Origin of the sequence: Veillonella intestinalis (genome assembly GCF_943192895.1) — a bacterium.
GTDB lineage: Bacteria > Bacillota > Negativicutes > Veillonellales > Veillonellaceae > Veillonella_A > Veillonella_A intestinalis.
The window spans coordinates 23,414-39,469 of record NZ_CALPCB010000009.1 but is presented as its reverse complement, the minus strand read 5'-3'; the positions used below and the strand labels follow the sequence as shown (position 1 = coordinate 39,469).

The following is a 16,056-nucleotide window of genomic DNA, read 5'->3' as shown; positions in this document are numbered from 1 at the left end:
TTACTTCATTCTCTGACAAAGTTCAAGAAGAACACCGCCAGTTGCTTTAGGATGAATGAAAGCAATAGCAGATCCGCCAGCACCGTAACGAGGTTTTTCGTCGATCATGCGAATGCCTTTAGCCATTAAATCAGCAATTGCGTTTTCAATGTTATCTACACGAAGTGCAACGTGTTGAATACCATTACGGCCGCCATTTTTTTCAATGAATTTGCCGATAGGACCATCTGGAGTTGTAGATTCTAAGAATTCTAATTCAGCATCGCCACATGGGAAGAAGCTTACTTTTACTTTTTGTTCTTCAACAATTTCATCTTCAGGAAGATGTTCCATACCTAGTGCATTTTTGTAAAATTCTTTTGTAGATGCTAAATCAGTAACACCAATACCGATGTGATCAACATTTAATACTTTGAATGCCATAATAAAAATCTCCTTTTTTTCAACTGATAGGCCATTACGCTCTTAATCAATTAAATTTTTAATACATCGCCCAATACTTTATTCACCACTGTATATGGATCATTTTCACGCTGATTAACAGCGTTTACTTGGGCTGTAAAGTCGTCACTAGCAACAACGACATCAGCTACACGTCGGCCGATTTGTTCATTAATCATCGCTATAATTTCATCACGAGTTCTGTCTTTACGACGAACAGCTAATTCTTCGCTATCTTCAAGGAACTCAAAATGTTCATCTAAAGCTTCTACTAATTCATCAACACCAACGTCTTTACTTGCGATAGTTCGTTTAATTGGAGGACGCCATTGTAACTCACGAGAGTCTAAATCTAGCATCATTTCAATTTCTACGTTTAACTTATCGCAGCCATCACGGTCAGCTTTATTAATTGCGAATACATCGCCAATTTCTAAAATACCAGCCTTAATAGCCTGAATATCATCACCAAGACCAGGAACGAGTACAACTAAAGTGCTATCTGCATTTTTTACAATATCAACTTCAGATTGCCCTACCCCTACAGTCTCAATAATAACTAAATCCATGCCAAATGCATCCATCAATTTGACAACATCAGAGGTTTTCTTAGATAAACCACCTAAGCTGCCACGAGTACCCATACTACGAATAAATACATTTTCATTAAGAGTTAAGTCATTCATTCGAATACGGTCACCCAAGATGGCACCACCTGAAAACGGACTGGTCGGATCCACCGCAACGATACCGATTTTTTTACCTTGCTGTAAATATTGTTTAACAACTTTATCAGTCAAGGTACTTTTACCAGCACCAGGGGCACCAGTAATCCCTAAAATACGAGCTCGGCCCGTTTTAGGATAAATCGCTCTCATAATGTCAATTGCGTTATCATATTCGCTTTCGACTGCAGTTATGGCTCGCGCCAAGGCCAGTCGGGAACCATTTAAAAGTTCTTGGACTAAATCCATGGGGTTCACCGCCTTCTTAGTATAGTGGCAGGCTCAGACTTTAGATAATCCGAGCCTGCTCCTAAAAGTTATTATTTTACGTTAGCTTTAATAAATTCTACAACATCGCCTGTTGGAGTGCCTGGTGTAAATACAGCTGCTACGCCAGCTTCTTTAAGGCCTGGGATATCAGCATCAGGAATTACGCCGCCGCCAACAACAAGTACGTCGCCCATACCTTTTTCTTTTAACATGTTAACAATTTTAGGGAACAATGTATTGTGAGCGCCAGAGAGAAGGCTTAATGCAACTACATTAACGTCTTCAGACAAAGCAGCTTCAACAATTTGTTCTGGAGTCTGACGAAGACCAGTATAAATTACTTCAAAACCTGCATCGCGAAGTGCGCGAGCTACTACTTTGGCACCACGGTCATGACCATCAAGACCTGGTTTTGCTACTAATACACGAATACGTTTTTCTGCCATGATATATTACCTCCGAACTAATCGTTACGCTATCTTATCTTTATCTAGAAATTATAACGTGGAATGAGCTTGGTATTCACCAAATACTTCACGTAATACGTTACAAATTTCACCCAATGTTGCATAAGTACGAACTGCATCAAGAATTAATGGCATAAGGTTAACATTTTCATCTTGTGCCCCTTCTTTAAGTGCTGCCAATGCTTTTTCTACTGCAGCGTTATCGCGTTCTTCGCGAACTTTCTGAGTTTTCTTAGCTTGGTTAACACCTACGGAAGCATCTACACGAAGAAGACCTTCAACTGGTTTTTCTTCAACCTGGAATTTGTTAACCCCTACGATTGTACGGAGACCAGATTCAACTTCCATCTGCCATTTGTATGCAGATTCTTGAATTTCTTTCTGAATGTAACCTTTTTCAATAGCTACTACAGCGCCGCCCATTTCGTCGATTTTGCGAATGTATTCAGCAGCTTCATCATAAATAGCATTAGTCATAGCTTCTACATAGTAGGAACCGCCCAATGGGTCGATTACGTCAGCTAAACCGGATTCGTAAGCAACGATTTGTTGTGTACGAAGAGCAACCTGTACGGAAGCTTCTGTAGGAAGTGCTAACGCTTCGTCACGGGAGTTAGTATGTAAGGACTGAGTACCACCCATTACAGCAGCAGCAGTTTGCAATGCTACACGAACGATGTTGTTGTCAACTTGTTGTGCAGTAAGCATGGAACCAGCTGTTTGAGTATGTACACGAAGCATCATGGATTTAGCTTTTTTAGCACCAAAGCGTTCTTTCATGATAGTAGCCCATAAACGACGGGATGCACGGAATTTAGCAACTTCTTCAAGTACGTTGTTGTGAGCGTTCCAGAAGAAGGATAAACGACCTGCGAATGCGTCAACGTCTAAGCCAGCTTTTAAAGCAGCTTCTACGTATGCGATACCGTCAGCAATTGTAAATGCGATTTCCTGAGCAGCTGTGGAACCAGCTTCACGGATATGGTAACCGGAAATGGAGATTGTATTCCATTTTGGTACGTTCTGAGAGCAATATTCGAAAATATTAGTGATCAAACGCATGGATGGTTTTGGAGGGAAAATGTAAGTCCCACGAGCAGCATATTCTTTAAGAATATCGTTCTGGATAGTACCCATCAATGCGGAAGCAGGTACGCCTTGTTTTTCAGCAACTGCAATGTACATAGCAAGAAGTACAGATGCAGGAGCATTGATTGTCATGGAAGTGGAAACTTTACCAAGGTCGATGCCGTCGAAAAGAATTTCCATATCTTTCAAGGAGTCAATAGCTACCCCTACTTTACCAACTTCGCCTTCTGCCATAGCATCGTCGGAGTCATAACCAATCTGAGTTGGTAAGTCGAATGCACAGCTAAGACCAGTTGCACCAGATTCGATAAGGTAACGATAACGTTTGTTGGATTCTTCAGCAGTAGCGAAACCAGCGTACATACGCATTGTCCAGAAACGACCACGGTACATTGTAGGTTGTACACCACGAGTATAAGGGAATTCACCAGGGAACCCTAAATCTCTTTCATAGTCGAAACCTTCAATATCGATTGGAGTATATAAACGGTTGTACTGTAAGTTTTTGCGTTCTGGGAATTTCGCAATTTTTTCATTAACTTCTGCCTCATATTTGGCAAGATTAGCTTTTAGAGCTTCGTTAGCCATAGTTTTCATCATCCTCCTAAAAATACCTTATTTCTTCATGCTTCCTGTGTCTAGGAAACGTTTATGCCAAGAAAGAGCTTCATCAAGCAACATTGGTGTATGGGCGTGCTTAGTTGCCACCAAGGCTCTTTCGAGGTAGTCTTCTAACATTGGTTTATATTCTGGATTAGCACAGTTTTTAATAATCAAACGTGCGCGTTCTTCCGGAGCTAAACCACGGCAATCAGCAATGCCTTGTTCAGTACAGAATATCATTACATCATGTTCTGTATGGTCAATGTGAGAACACATTGGAACAACAGAGCTAATAGCACCATCTTTGGCCACAGAATTTGTACAGAAAATGGAGATATATGCGTTTCTAGCGAAGTCACCAGAACCACCGATACCATTCATCATCTTAGTACCCATAATGTGAGTGGAGTTTACATTACCAAAGATATCAAATTCAATCGCTGTATTCATAGCAATAACACCAAGACGGCGTGCTAATTCAGGACTGTTCGAAATTTCTTGCGGACGAAGAATAATTTTCTTCGAGTACAAATCAACGTTGTCATAAAAACGTTTTAAGCCATCAGGAGAAGGCGATAGAGCGGTCCCTGAGCAAACTTCTACTTTACCAGCATCAATAAGGTCAAACATACCATCTTGAATTACTTCAGTAAAGATAGATAAATTAGTGAATGGGCCTTGAGCTAGACCAGTGATTACTGCATTTGCTACAGAACCTACACCAGATTGTAATGGTAATAAATTCTTAGGCAAACGACCATGTTTAATTTCATTCTGGAAGAATTCAATTAAATGTTGGCTCATTGCTTTAGCATCATCATCGATTGGTGCTAATGGGCGAGTTTTGTCAGTAATGTCACATGGAACAATTGCTACAATTTTTTCAGGATCACAAGGGATGTATGGAGTCCCTACACGGTTGCCAGCACCAGTAATTGGTAATGCTTGGCGATATGGTGGATCCAAAGGTTCGTAGATGTCATGCATACCTACTAGGCTCATAGGTTGAGATACATTGACTTCAACGATAACTTTTTTAGCTTTGTTTACAAATGTTGGTGTATTACCAACGGAAGTGGATGGAATAATACCACCATCTTCACGGATGCATACAGCTTCAACAATTGCTACATCACAGTCGCCATAGAATCCATAGCGAACATTTTGAGCAGTTTGGCTAAGATGCATATCGCTATAACGAACTTTACCAGCGTTAAGAGCTTTACGCATATCCCCATTTGTTTGATATGGGAATCGGCGGCCAATACCATCGACACGAGCAAGTGCACCGTCCGCTTCATCACCTACTGAAGCACCTGTCCATAAGTCGATTTTGAATGGATCGCTTTCCATTCGTTTTGCCAAAGCTAAAGGAACTGCTTTTGGATAACCAGAAGGGGTAAATCCACTGATACCCACATGGTCACCAGGGTTGATCAACAAAGCGGCTTCTTCTGCAGTCTTAATCTTTGCTTGAAGAGCACTACCTTGTACTCGATCCAGGATGTTAATCATCGCTACCATCTCCTTTTTAAAGTTTGAATGACATTAAATTGTACTTCCGCATTCCAACACTTATATATATTCGACAAAAGATTAAAATATCCTCTTTTTTTGTGAATATTTTTTTATTTTTACCAACAATTTACTGTATCGAAAAACTTCTCTTTTATCGACATATTTAGATATTGTCTAGAAAGTTATACTTCAAACTATGGCTAATATTAGAAGAATTATATTCCTTTGTCAACCAATATGCATAAACGGTATTTCATACGCAAAGAAAATAGGTATCATGAATTAATCTCATGATACCTACCTTTTTTCATGTTCATTTGTTAACTTTCACGTTTCGTAAAAGGTTTTCAAATATCTACTTCATCACATTTTAATATATGACTAACTATTTTTCTTATATGTATATAATACGGCCGATGCCCAACCTAAAAGTTGCCAAAAAATAACGGATACTTGGTGACTAAATAAATCATGATCAAATAAGCCACTTATGGTAACCCCTACTACTACGGCACCCATGCCATATTTCACAATATTACTGATTGTCGCTTTAGGTAAGCGTAGGGCATAGGCAGCATGACCATATATAGCACTAAAGTAAAATAGCGCTCCCGGAATCCCTATTTCAGCTAACACATTTAAAAACATGTTATGGGCATGATAAATTATCACGTCAGGCGCCTGTATATAATAGTTGTAATCAGGATATACAAACCAAAAAGCATCCCAACCAATGCCAAGAATTGGATATTCTACAATCATATAAGTCGTACTATCCCACAAAGCCCAACGCAATACAGCCGATGTGTCATTGCCATCAAAGAGTGACCACAGCCTAGAAGCTACTTCACCATGATAGAAAAACAAAATAGCAGGAATAGCCAATAAACTCAATAATAATCGCCGATCTATTACAATCCCCCAATATACCACAACACAGGCAAAACTAATCCAAATAGCCCGCGAATAGGTTAAAGTCATACATATGAGGAAAAATAAAGCTAAGGGCACCATCCAAGCCAATAAGCGCCACCGTTTTTCTTTTAAACCTTGAAAAATACCAGTTCCCGCTATGGATAACACGATTAATAGGTACTCACCAAATAGATTTGGATTTTGCAAAGTACCAAACATACGACGTTTCAAAAGAGGAAAATGCTTGGCATCAACCCACTCTTGCAACAAATCCATAGACATGGTCATATACTGATATACCGCCACAAGGCAAACAATAAAGGCTGACCATACAAAAATACGCAAGAACGTCCGCCATTGCTCTGGCTCGCGCAAATAGCGATAAGTAAGGAAATAAATGGCCCCATACATCCCTACATTATATAGCCAACTATAAAAGGTAAACTCAGGTCGACTAGAGGCTAAGGACGAGAGTAAACTCCACCCCATAAACCCCAAAACGCACCACTGTAACCAAGAGGCCGGTTTAGATAAAGGCCGATATTTTACGGTATCCCAAATGCTAAGCACTAGCGCTAAGACAACTAAAATATCACCTAAGAGCGGATGTAACGGCATTACTAAAATAATGGCATATAAGAGCCTTGTAATATACTGTTTTAAATCGTGACCTCTACTGAGGCTAATCGCTTCAGGCATATTATAACACCCTTACTGAGCGGCTAACCATTGCTCAGCTTCCCCTAAAATATACAAGGAACCAGCTACTACAATAATATCCCCAGATTTTGTAGTTTTCATAGCTTGGTCTAACCCAGCTGTCACTGAGCTAGCCGTTGTAACGGCACTGCTAATATAACTCGCTAATTCTTCTGGCGTGCAAGACCGTGGTGTTGGGGCTGGCACAGCAATTACTGTATCCTTTGGCGCCACCAATTCATCCACAACGGCTTGTACTTCTTTATCTGCTAAAACGGCTAATACCATCGTCTTTGGTGTATCTTTAAATAATTCTTTATAGGTCAACTGAAACGCTTCAGCTCCATTCGCATTATGGGCTCCATCAAAGATAAAAATACGGTCCAAACGTTTTACAATCTCAAAACGACCAGCCCATTTAGCCCGAGCTAAGCCTTCGCGCAAAGTTTCTTCACTAATAGACTTGTCTTTTTTCATAAGAACGCGCAAAGCTGCCGTAGCACAGGCTAAATTAACAGCCTGATGAACCCCAGCTAATGTGGTAAAGAGCATATCTTTATGCCCCGCTGTATCCTCTAAGGTAATCATCTGACCTTCTGGCATAGCACTGCGGCTCTTAATTGAAAAGTCTTCGTTAAATACAAATATTGGCGATTTTAATTCCTTAGCCTTTGTACGAATCACTTCTAAAGCACTACTTTGAGCCGCGGTAACAACAGGCACTTTAGGTTTAATAATACCCGCTTTATGAGTAGCAATTTCTTCTACAGTATTACCACAATATGCTTGATGATCAATCGTAACATTGGTAATTACCGATACTTCTGGTACTACCACATTAGTAGAGTCTAATAGACCGCCAAGGCCCACTTCAATAACAGCATAATCTACCCCTTGTTCACGGAAGAATAAGAAAGCCGCTGCCGTCAACACTTCAAATTGCGTTGGAGGCTCTAAACCCTCATCAACCAACTTCGTAACTACCTTAGCAACATTAGCAATTAATTCACCAAATGCCGCTTCGGTAATAGAGCGACCATTAACACAAATCCGTTCTGTATAACTAATCAAATGAGGTGACGTAAAACGACCTACACGGCGACCACTATAAGTTAATACCGAGTCTACCAAAGCCGTTACTGACCCCTTGCCATTAGTTCCTGTAATATGAATTGTTTTATATGCGGTTTCCGGATTGTCCATGGCCTGTAAGAGCGCTTTAATGCGCTCTAAGCCAGGTTTAATTCCAAAGGGTACACAACTATCTAAATAGGCTACTGCCTCTGCATATGTCATGCTGTCCTCCTATAAGGTCTTAAGAAATTCTTCGCGTTCCATTACAGCTTGCTGTTTTTGTTTATATTCAGCTAATTTAGCTTCTTCTTTGGCTACTACATCAGCAGGCGCTTTGGCTACGAAACCAGGATTGCCTAATTTGCCTTCTAAACGAGCAATTTCCTTTTTCAAGGTTTCTTTTTCTTTCGTTAAACGTTCACGTTCTTTCGTTACATCAATTAAATCTTTAAGTAACAAGTATACTTCAAGACCATTAACAACTGTAACAGTGGCATTTTCAGGTTTTGCCTCATCAGCGCCTAATACAGTGACTGTTTCAGCCCAACCAAGGGTTTTAAAGTAATCTTGGTGATGATTTACTACATCCCGTAAACTTTCATCAGTAAGCGCTAAAATTACGGCACTACGTTTACCCATTGGCACATTCATTTCAGCACGCATATTACGAATCCCTTTAATAGCATCCATCATAACGTTCATCTGCGCCGCGCTAGTGCTTTGGTCTCCAAATGGTAAAGCACTTGGCCATGGAGCTACTACAATGCTTTCACCTTCATGTGGTAAGTGCTGCCAAATATGCTCAGTAACGAATGGCATAAATGGATGTAACAATTCAAGCATATGACGTAAAATCGTAACCAATAAGTATTGTACTACGGCACGGTCACGGCCGCCTTCTTTATTGTAAAGACGAGGTTTTGCCAATTCGATGAACCAGTCACAATAGCTATTCCAAATAAAATCATATACAGCAGAAGCCGCTTCACCTAATTCAAATTTATCAAGGTTAGCTGTAATAGATGCTACCGCTTTATTATAGGTATCAATAATCCAACGATCGGCTAAAGTCAAGTCTTCTTCTTGTGGCACAAAGTTAGGATCATAATTATCTAAATTCATAAGAACAAATTTAGACGCGTTCCAAATCTTATTAGCGAAGTTGCGATTGGCTTCTACTCGTTCCATATAGAAACGCATATCATTGCCTGGCGTATTACCCGTTACCAAGGTGAAACGCAACGCATCAGCACCGTATTCATTAATTACATCTAATGGATTGATACCATTGCCCAAAGATTTACTCATTTTACGCCCTTGGCTATCACGCACTAGACCATGAATAAATACATGTTTAAATGGAATTTCTTTTTTAAATTCAAGGCCCATAAAAATCATACGAGCTACCCAGAAGAAGATAATATCGTAACCAGTTACTAATACGCTAGTTGGATACCAATGTTCCAATTCCTTAGTTTCTTCAGGCCAGCCCATAGTAGCAAATGGCCACATAGCGGAACTAAACCAAGTATCCAATACATCTTCATCTTGATGTACATGGCCACCACATTTAGGACATACATCAATATCTTCACGAGATACAGTGATTTCACCACAATCGTCACAATACCAAGCAGGAATGCGATGACCCCACCATAATTGACGAGAAATACACCAATCACGAATACCATCAAGCCAGTTTGTATATGTCTTAGTAAAACGTTCTGGGACGAATTCAATGTTTTTATCTTGTACTACTTTAAGTGCTGGTTCTGCAATTGGTCCCATTTTTACAAACCATTGTTTAGACACTAATGGCTCTACAATGGTATTACAACGGGAACAATGACCTACGCTATGATCATGTTCTTCAATCTTAGTTAATAAACCTAACTCTTTTAATTCTGCCACCACTTGCTTACGAGCTGCTTCTCGAGTTAAGCCTTCAAAATGACCAGCTTCACTGTTCATAGTGCCGTCAAGGTTCATAACAATAATCGTCTGTAAATCATGACGTTGACCCATTTCAAAGTCATTAGGATCATGAGCTGGCGTAATTTTTACACAGCCCGTACCAAAGCTAGGATCTACATAATCATCAGCAATAACTGGAATTTCACGATTAACAAATGGCAATAATAAAGTTTTGCCAATAATATCTTTGTAACGATCATCTTCTGGATTAACAGCCACTGCCACGTCACCAAACATGGTTTCAGGACGAGTAGTTGCTACAGTTACATAACGGCCTTCTTCGCCTACTACTGGGCAGTTTACATACCAGAAATGACCAGCTTCATCACTGTGTTCTACTTCAATATCGCTAAGCGCTGTATGACAACTTGGACACCAATTGGTAATGCGTTCCCCTTGGTAGATTAAGCCTTTTTCATATAAACTTACAAATACTTCACGAACCGCACGATAATAGCCTTCGTCTAAGGTAAAGCGCTCACGACTCCAGTCGCAGGATGCGCCTAAGCTACGAATTTGTTTAACGATGGTGCTACCATATTCTTTTTTCCAATCCCATACGCGTTTTACAAATTCTTCACGGCCTAAGTCATAACGACTTTTGCCTTCTTCTTTCATAAGGTTCTGTTCTACTTTTACTTGAGTAGCAATCCCTGCATGGTCAGTACCAGGCATCCAAAGTACATTGTAACCTTGCATGCGTTTGAAGCGAATCAAAATATCTTGCAAGGTATTATCAAGAGCATGACCCATGTGTAATTGCCCCGTTACATTAGGTGGTGGCAATACAATACTATAAGGCTTTTTACTTGTATCTACTTCTTCATGAAAGTACCCTTGTTTTTCCCAGAATTCATACCAATTGTGTTCAATCTCTCCAGGATTGTAAGTCGTTAAATTTTTGAACTCACTCATCTCAAATTCCTCCTACATCGTATATAAAAAAGCCCTCTCGTCCATTAGGACGAAAGGGCTTAACTTCCGCGGTACCACCTAGATTATTGCCATAGCAATCACTCATTACCGTTAACGGGGTTATCCGGACAAAACTACCCATTACTAAGTATATAATCAACTAGCTTCTCCACAGAGATACTTGCTATATGCTCAATAACTTCATCTCGTCAGCTCCAAGGCTACCCTCTTCTATTCACGTACGTTGCTCGCACCTTACCAACGCTCTCTGCTACGCTAGGAGAAGATTTTTCCTCATCAACGCTTGCTCTTTATAAGAGTATATCTATTACTCATAATAACTAAAAAATGAAAGTCTGTCAATTTACTTTTCAAAAGCAACTAGACAGACTTTCACGAAGTGTTCAATTATTTATTTTTCATAGACTTTGTTTATTTTTTCATCACCTTAGCAACCAGCCATAAACTTATTTCATACAACAAAATCATTGGCATAGCAATCATGGTCTGTGAAAACATGTCCGGTGTCGGCGAAATCAAACCACCTATAACAAAGGACAAAAATATAAATAGCTTCCGCTTTGATCGCAAGAAGGCCGAGGTAATCAAATTTAACTTTGCCATAATAATCATGACAATAGGCAATTCAAAAATCAAGCCAAAAGGCAATACAAAGGCAATCACAAAGTCTATATATTGACCAATCGAAAACAAAGGTTGTAACTCATCGGTAGCAAAGCCGATAAAAAACTGAATTGCTACGGGCAATACTAAGGCATAGGAAAATAAAATTCCTATAATAAATAAAATAATAGCAAAAGGTAAAAACCAATTCGTTAATTGTTTTTCCTGTCTAGTTAAGGCAGGAATAATAAAGGCCCATACCTCGTATAGCCAAATTGGTGATGCCGCAATAATCCCCGCTACGAAGGCTACTTTCATATAGGTAAAGAAGGCTTCCGTAGGGCGCATATAATAGAGCTTCCCCGCCGGAGCAATAATAATGCTCAATAAATCGTCTACATAATAATAGGCTACACAAAAGCCCACCAAAATAGCGATAGCAGAAATAATAATTCGCTTCCTAAGTTCACCTAAATGTCCGACTAAAGACATATCTTTATTTTCGGCCATAAGCTGAGCTTCCAAAGGGGTATACTGTGGCTCCAGCGTTTCTAAATCTACATTAGCTATCTCTTCACTAGCTGCAGTTGGTTCCACGATTTCACCACGACGAATTCGCTCTGCTGCTTTTAGGCGTTCCTTTTGCGCCAACACACTATTCAAGGAAGGCTTTCGTTTCGGGTCATTAAATTCTCGTACCTGAAACGATTCCATAATTTACACCTTTCTATGAGCCAACGAATCTAATACTTCATATAATACTGATTTGCCAGCAAAGTCTGGTAGAGCCTCTAAGGCCGAATGAGCTTGCTCACGATAAGACGCTTCTAATTCTTCCGCTTTAGTCACGCCCCCTTGAGTCGTTACATACGCAAGAAGTTCATCTACACTTTGCCCCTTCGCAATCGCTTGTACAGCTTCAGTAATATATTGTTCATTCTCTTTCGTTACGATAGACAATAAAGGATAAGTAATCAATCCTTCCCGCAAGTCTTTACCAACTGGCTTTCCAGTTGTTTCAGAAGTAGCGCTGTAGTCCATAATATCATCAGTAATCTGGAAGGCCATACCTAGACCATGACCATATTGCTTTAATAAAGCAGTCTGCTCTTTGGTCCAATCTCCTAAGATACCACCCAACTCTAAACAAGCTTCAATAAAATCAGCTGTTTTCTTCTGAGTTTTAGTTAAATACCGCTCAATGCCTTGATTAATGCAACATACATCTTCCATTTGCATAAATTCCCCTTCTACAAGGGCTGAAATGATAAAGGAAAACACGCGTAAACATTCAACAGACTCAATTTGAGCGACTACATCAAAGGCTTTAGCAAATAAGTAGTCACCGCTTAAAATAGCTACTTTATTACCTTTAGTACAGTGAATGGCAGGCGCACCGCGACGCACGGCGGCCTGATCCAATACATCATCATGAATTAAAGTTGCTAAATGCAACATTTCCACAGCAGCGGCAATAGGAATGCGCTTTGCTTCAGGTGCATTGCCAGCACCAGCAATAAGCAAACATAAGCGAGCGCGCAAACGCTTGCCACCAGCGGCTGATATGGGGCGAATCAATTGATTAAAATCTTCTGAGCCCGTTTGTAAGGAATCAGCTAAATACGCTTCTACCTTAATGAGGTCAGCTTTTACTTGTTCAATTAACGCCATCTCTCTCATCAAACTCATTCTTCGCCCCCTACAATCACTTGATTAATACGGCTTAGCAACAGCTCACGCCCTGTATGCTTTAAAGAGCTATAAGGAATAGCTGGCGTTTCACAAGGAAAATTCTCCTTAATAAAACGTAAATTCTGCTGCCGTTCTTTACTGTTTAATTTATCAATTTTAGTCACTACAATCTGCAATGGCACACCTGCTTGGCGCAACCAATTAAAAGCTTCTTGGTCAATCGGTAGCTCCGGATGACGTCCATCTACCAATAGGCAGAGCAACATTAAACGCTCTGAATTTAAAATATAATCAGCAATAAAGGAAGACCAAATATTGCGATTACTTTTATCCGTTTTAGCATAACCATAGCCTGGTAAATCCACTAAAAACCATTCATAACGACGTTCTTCGGTTTCACTAATATCCTCTTTCGAGGTAATCGTAAAAAAGTTAATCGTCTTAGTTTTACCTGGTTGACCACTAACTAAAGCCAAGCCACGATGATTGCATAGGGAGTTAATAAGAGAAGATTTCCCTACATTAGAGCGTCCCAAAAAAGCAACTTCTACAGTATCCCCTTCAGGATATTGGTCCGGGCGCACAGCCGATGCCACATAGTTAGAGGCAATAATGCGAGGCCCTTTTGCTTCTTTGCGTGTATATACAGGTTGTGGTTTTTTAATCGATTTCTTCTTCTGTTTCATCATTTCACAAATGCTCTTGCTAACACTTCATCCATTGTTTTAACTGGGGTAATTGTTAAGCCTTCAATTACAGAAGTTGGCATTTCTTCAAGGTCTTTAATATTACCATGAGGAATTAACACTTCTTTAATACCATAGCGCAAGGCTGCCAACAACTTTTCTTTCAAGCCACCAATTGGTAACACACGGCCACGCAAGGTAATTTCACCAGTCATAGCCAAATCGGAACGAACTTTGCGTCCTGTTAATGCAGATACAATAGCCAAAGTCATGGTAATACCAGCTGACGGGCCATCTTTAGGCGTAGCCCCTTCTGGTAAATGCACATGTAAATCCATTGTTTTATGGAAGTCTTCTGGAATTTTTAACGCCTTAGCATTATGACGAATGTACGATAAAGCCGCTTGACCAGATTCTTGCATTACTTTACCTAAGCTACCAGTTAAGGATAATTTACCTGTTCCCACCATAGTCGTCGCTTCACAAGGCAATACTACCCCGCCCACAGACGTCCAAGCAAGACCACATACAAGACCTACTTGTGCTGTTTTTTCACGCTCTTGCTCTAAATAAATAGGTGCGCCTAAATAATGAGACAAGTTTTTAACGGTTACTTTTGGTGCAGCTCCTGAACCATCAATAATTTCAAAAGCCAATTTGCGGAATACTTTAGCAATGGTTTTCTCTAAACGACGCACACCGGCTTCACGAGTATACTCACTGATAATCTTACGCAAAACAGCATCTGATAATTTAACGGAATGGCCAGTTAAACCATTTTTCTTAATCTGTTTTGGCACTAAATAACGCTTAGCAATTTCTAATTTTTCATCTTCCATGTAGCTTGTAAGTTCAATTACTTCCATACGGTCCATCAATGGAGCCGGAATATTACCAGGTACATTGGCCGTTGTAATCCAGAATACATCGGAGAAATCAAATGGAATTTCAATAAAATGATCACTAAACGTAGAGTTCTGTTCTGGATCAAGTACTTCTAATAAAGCAGACGATGGATCCCCTTTATAATCAGAGGCTAATTTATCTATTTCATCCAACAAGAATACAGGATTACGAATACCTGCATTCTTAAGGCCCTGAATCATACGACCAGGCAAAGCACCAATATAGGTACGACGATGACCACGAATCTCAGCTTCATCACGCACACCACCTAAGGATGCACGGATAAATTTACGATTCATAGCTTTTGCAATAGACGTTGCCAACGAGGTTTTACCAACCCCTGGCGGGCCTACTAAACAAAGAATAGAACCACTCTGCGCATTGGATAATTTACGAACGGCTAAGAATTCTAAAATGCGTTCTTTTACTTTCTTCAAGCCATAGTGATCTTCATCAAGAATTTTAGCTGCTTCGCTAATATCAAGACGGTCTTCACTTTCTTTATCCCATGGTAAGGACAAGACCCAATCTAAATAATTACGCAAAATATTAGCTTCAGGCATCATAGCTGGCATACGGCTATAACGGCTGATTTCTTTTTCAATGCGTTCACGCACTTCATCAGACACCTTCAACTTTTTAAGTTGTTCACGTAATTCTTCTGCTTCTTCGTCAGGATCCGACTTATCTCCTAATTCACTGTGAATAACACGGATTTTCTCACGCAAGAAGTATTCTTTCTGGGCTTTTTCCATTTGTTGACGCACTTGACTATTAATGGAATTATCTAAATCAGAAATTTGTAATTCCATATTTAAAGCGCCCACTACCATATTTAAACGACGTAACACATTAAGTTCACTTAAGAAACTCTGGCGTGTTACTAATTCAGTTTGTAAAAACTGTACAATTTGGTCCGCTGTTTCCGATGCATCACTGCGATCTAACACACGGCGGACTTCATCTTCAGATACCATCTTAGTTTCTTCAGCCCATTTTACAAAATTAGACTGTGCTAAGCGGCGATACGCTTCAATTTCTACTTGATCATCATATTGTGATACCAAGGTTTCCATAGTAGCACGATAATAAGTACCAGTTTCATCGACAGTTACCACTTTAGCACGGGTAATCCCTTCTACTAAAATACGAACTAAACCACCTGGTAAACGAAGCATTTGTTTAATTTTAACAATCGTCCCCACTTCTGCAATATCTTGCTGGGTTGGATTTTCCACTTCATCATCTAATTGCGCAGATACAGCCAATAAGCGTTCATTAGCCATAGCTTCTTCAACGGCGCGAATTGATTTATCACGACCAATATCGAGTCGTACTTCAACTTTAGGAAATACTACCATGCCCCGCAGTGGCACTAAGGGCAACGAAAAATTCGTTTCACTCATATAGGCTCCTTTTCAAGTTTATATTTATAAAAAGAAACTCATTCCCATGGAA

At 39.9% G+C, this 16,056-nt stretch carries 12 protein-coding genes and 1 other annotated feature; all 12 genes read right to left on the bottom strand.

Annotated elements, in window-relative coordinates:
* A complete protein-coding gene (gene mce, locus NFR27_RS08320; protein WP_251441288.1) occupies positions 1–423 on the bottom strand; it encodes a methylmalonyl-CoA epimerase in 423 nt (140 codons plus the stop codon).
* Between the two features lie 50 nt (positions 424–473).
* Complete coding sequence (gene meaB, locus NFR27_RS08315) at positions 474–1,415, bottom strand: methylmalonyl Co-A mutase-associated GTPase MeaB (RefSeq protein ID WP_251441290.1); 942 nt, start codon at positions 1,413–1,415, stop codon at positions 474–476.
* A 71-nt stretch (positions 1,416–1,486) separates the two neighbouring features.
* The gene (locus NFR27_RS08310; RefSeq protein WP_251441292.1) at positions 1,487–1,882 is read right to left on the bottom strand and encodes a cobalamin B12-binding domain-containing protein; all 396 of its coding nucleotides are present in this window, start codon (positions 1,880–1,882) and stop codon (positions 1,487–1,489) included.
* A gap of 51 nt (positions 1,883–1,933) precedes the next feature.
* Entirely contained in the window at positions 1,934–3,580 is a 1,647-nt protein-coding gene (locus tag NFR27_RS08305) for an acyl-CoA mutase large subunit family protein (protein WP_251441373.1), read from the bottom strand.
* Positions 3,581–3,607: 27 nt separating this feature from the next.
* On the bottom strand, positions 3,608–5,110 hold the full coding sequence (locus NFR27_RS08300; RefSeq protein WP_251441295.1) for an acetyl-CoA hydrolase/transferase family protein: 1,503 nt from the start codon (positions 5,108–5,110) through the stop codon (positions 3,608–3,610).
* A gap of 384 nt (positions 5,111–5,494) precedes the next feature.
* On the bottom strand, positions 5,495–6,727 hold the full coding sequence (locus NFR27_RS08295; RefSeq protein WP_251441296.1) for an O-antigen ligase family protein: 1,233 nt from the start codon (positions 6,725–6,727) through the stop codon (positions 5,495–5,497).
* 12 nt (positions 6,728–6,739) lie between these two features.
* Positions 6,740–8,023: a bifunctional folylpolyglutamate synthase/dihydrofolate synthase gene (locus NFR27_RS08290; protein ID WP_251441298.1), complete on the bottom strand. Its 1,284-nt coding sequence runs from the start codon at positions 8,021–8,023 to the stop codon at positions 6,740–6,742.
* 9 nt (positions 8,024–8,032) lie between these two features.
* Positions 8,033–10,690 carry a valine--tRNA ligase gene (locus NFR27_RS08285; RefSeq protein ID WP_251441300.1) on the bottom strand — a complete coding sequence of 886 codons (2,658 nt, stop codon included), beginning with the start codon at positions 10,688–10,690 and terminating at the stop codon, positions 8,033–8,035.
* Positions 10,691–10,732: 42 nt separating this feature from the next.
* Positions 10,733–11,000: a binding site (T-box leader), on the bottom strand.
* A gap of 122 nt (positions 11,001–11,122) precedes the next feature.
* On the bottom strand, positions 11,123–12,028 hold the full coding sequence (gene tatC, locus NFR27_RS08280; protein WP_251441302.1) for a twin-arginine translocase subunit TatC: 906 nt from the start codon (positions 12,026–12,028) through the stop codon (positions 11,123–11,125).
* A gap of 3 nt (positions 12,029–12,031) precedes the next feature.
* Positions 12,032–13,003, bottom strand: a complete 972-nt coding sequence (locus NFR27_RS08275) for a polyprenyl synthetase family protein (protein WP_251441304.1) — start codon at positions 13,001–13,003, stop codon at positions 12,032–12,034.
* Positions 13,000–13,692, bottom strand: coding sequence for a ribosome biogenesis GTP-binding protein YihA/YsxC (yihA, locus tag NFR27_RS08270; protein WP_251441374.1), 693 nt, complete (start codon positions 13,690–13,692; stop codon positions 13,000–13,002). Before yihA ends, NFR27_RS08275 begins: the two co-directional genes overlap by 4 nt.
* Complete coding sequence (lon, locus tag NFR27_RS08265) at positions 13,692–16,004, bottom strand: endopeptidase La (protein ID WP_251454982.1); 2,313 nt, start codon at positions 16,002–16,004, stop codon at positions 13,692–13,694. The genes yihA and lon overlap by 1 nt, the downstream gene beginning before the upstream one ends.
* Positions 16,005–16,056: the final 52 nt, after the last annotated feature.

Excerpts from the sequence above, each read along its gene's own strand:
- NFR27_RS08305 (WP_251441373.1), bottom strand. The coding sequence starts at position 3,580 with ATGGCTAACGAAGCTCTAAAAGCTAATCTTGCCAAATATGAGGCAGAA.
- lon (WP_251454982.1), bottom strand. The coding sequence starts at position 16,004 with ATGAGTGAAACGAATTTTTCGTTGCCCTTAGTGCCACTGCGGGGCATG.
- NFR27_RS08285 (WP_251441300.1), bottom strand. The coding sequence starts at position 10,690 with ATGAGTGAGTTCAAAAATTTAACGACTTACAATCCTGGAGAGATTGAA.
- NFR27_RS08275 (WP_251441304.1), bottom strand. The coding sequence starts at position 13,003 with ATGAGTTTGATGAGAGAGATGGCGTTAATTGAACAAGTAAAAGCTGAC.
- NFR27_RS08295 (WP_251441296.1), bottom strand. The coding sequence starts at position 6,727 with ATGCCTGAAGCGATTAGCCTCAGTAGAGGTCACGATTTAAAACAGTAT.
- NFR27_RS08300 (WP_251441295.1), bottom strand. The coding sequence starts at position 5,110 with ATGATTAACATCCTGGATCGAGTACAAGGTAGTGCTCTTCAAGCAAAG.
- tatC (WP_251441302.1), bottom strand. The coding sequence starts at position 12,028 with ATGGAATCGTTTCAGGTACGAGAATTTAATGACCCGAAACGAAAGCCT.
- NFR27_RS08310 (WP_251441292.1), bottom strand. The coding sequence starts at position 1,882 with ATGGCAGAAAAACGTATTCGTGTATTAGTAGCAAAACCAGGTCTTGAT.
- yihA (WP_251441374.1), bottom strand. The coding sequence starts at position 13,692 with ATGAAACAGAAGAAGAAATCGATTAAAAAACCACAACCTGTATATACA.
- mce (WP_251441288.1), bottom strand. The coding sequence starts at position 423 with ATGGCATTCAAAGTATTAAATGTTGATCACATCGGTATTGGTGTTACT.
- meaB (WP_251441290.1), bottom strand. The coding sequence starts at position 1,415 with ATGGATTTAGTCCAAGAACTTTTAAATGGTTCCCGACTGGCCTTGGCG.
- NFR27_RS08290 (WP_251441298.1), bottom strand. The coding sequence starts at position 8,023 with ATGACATATGCAGAGGCAGTAGCCTATTTAGATAGTTGTGTACCCTTT.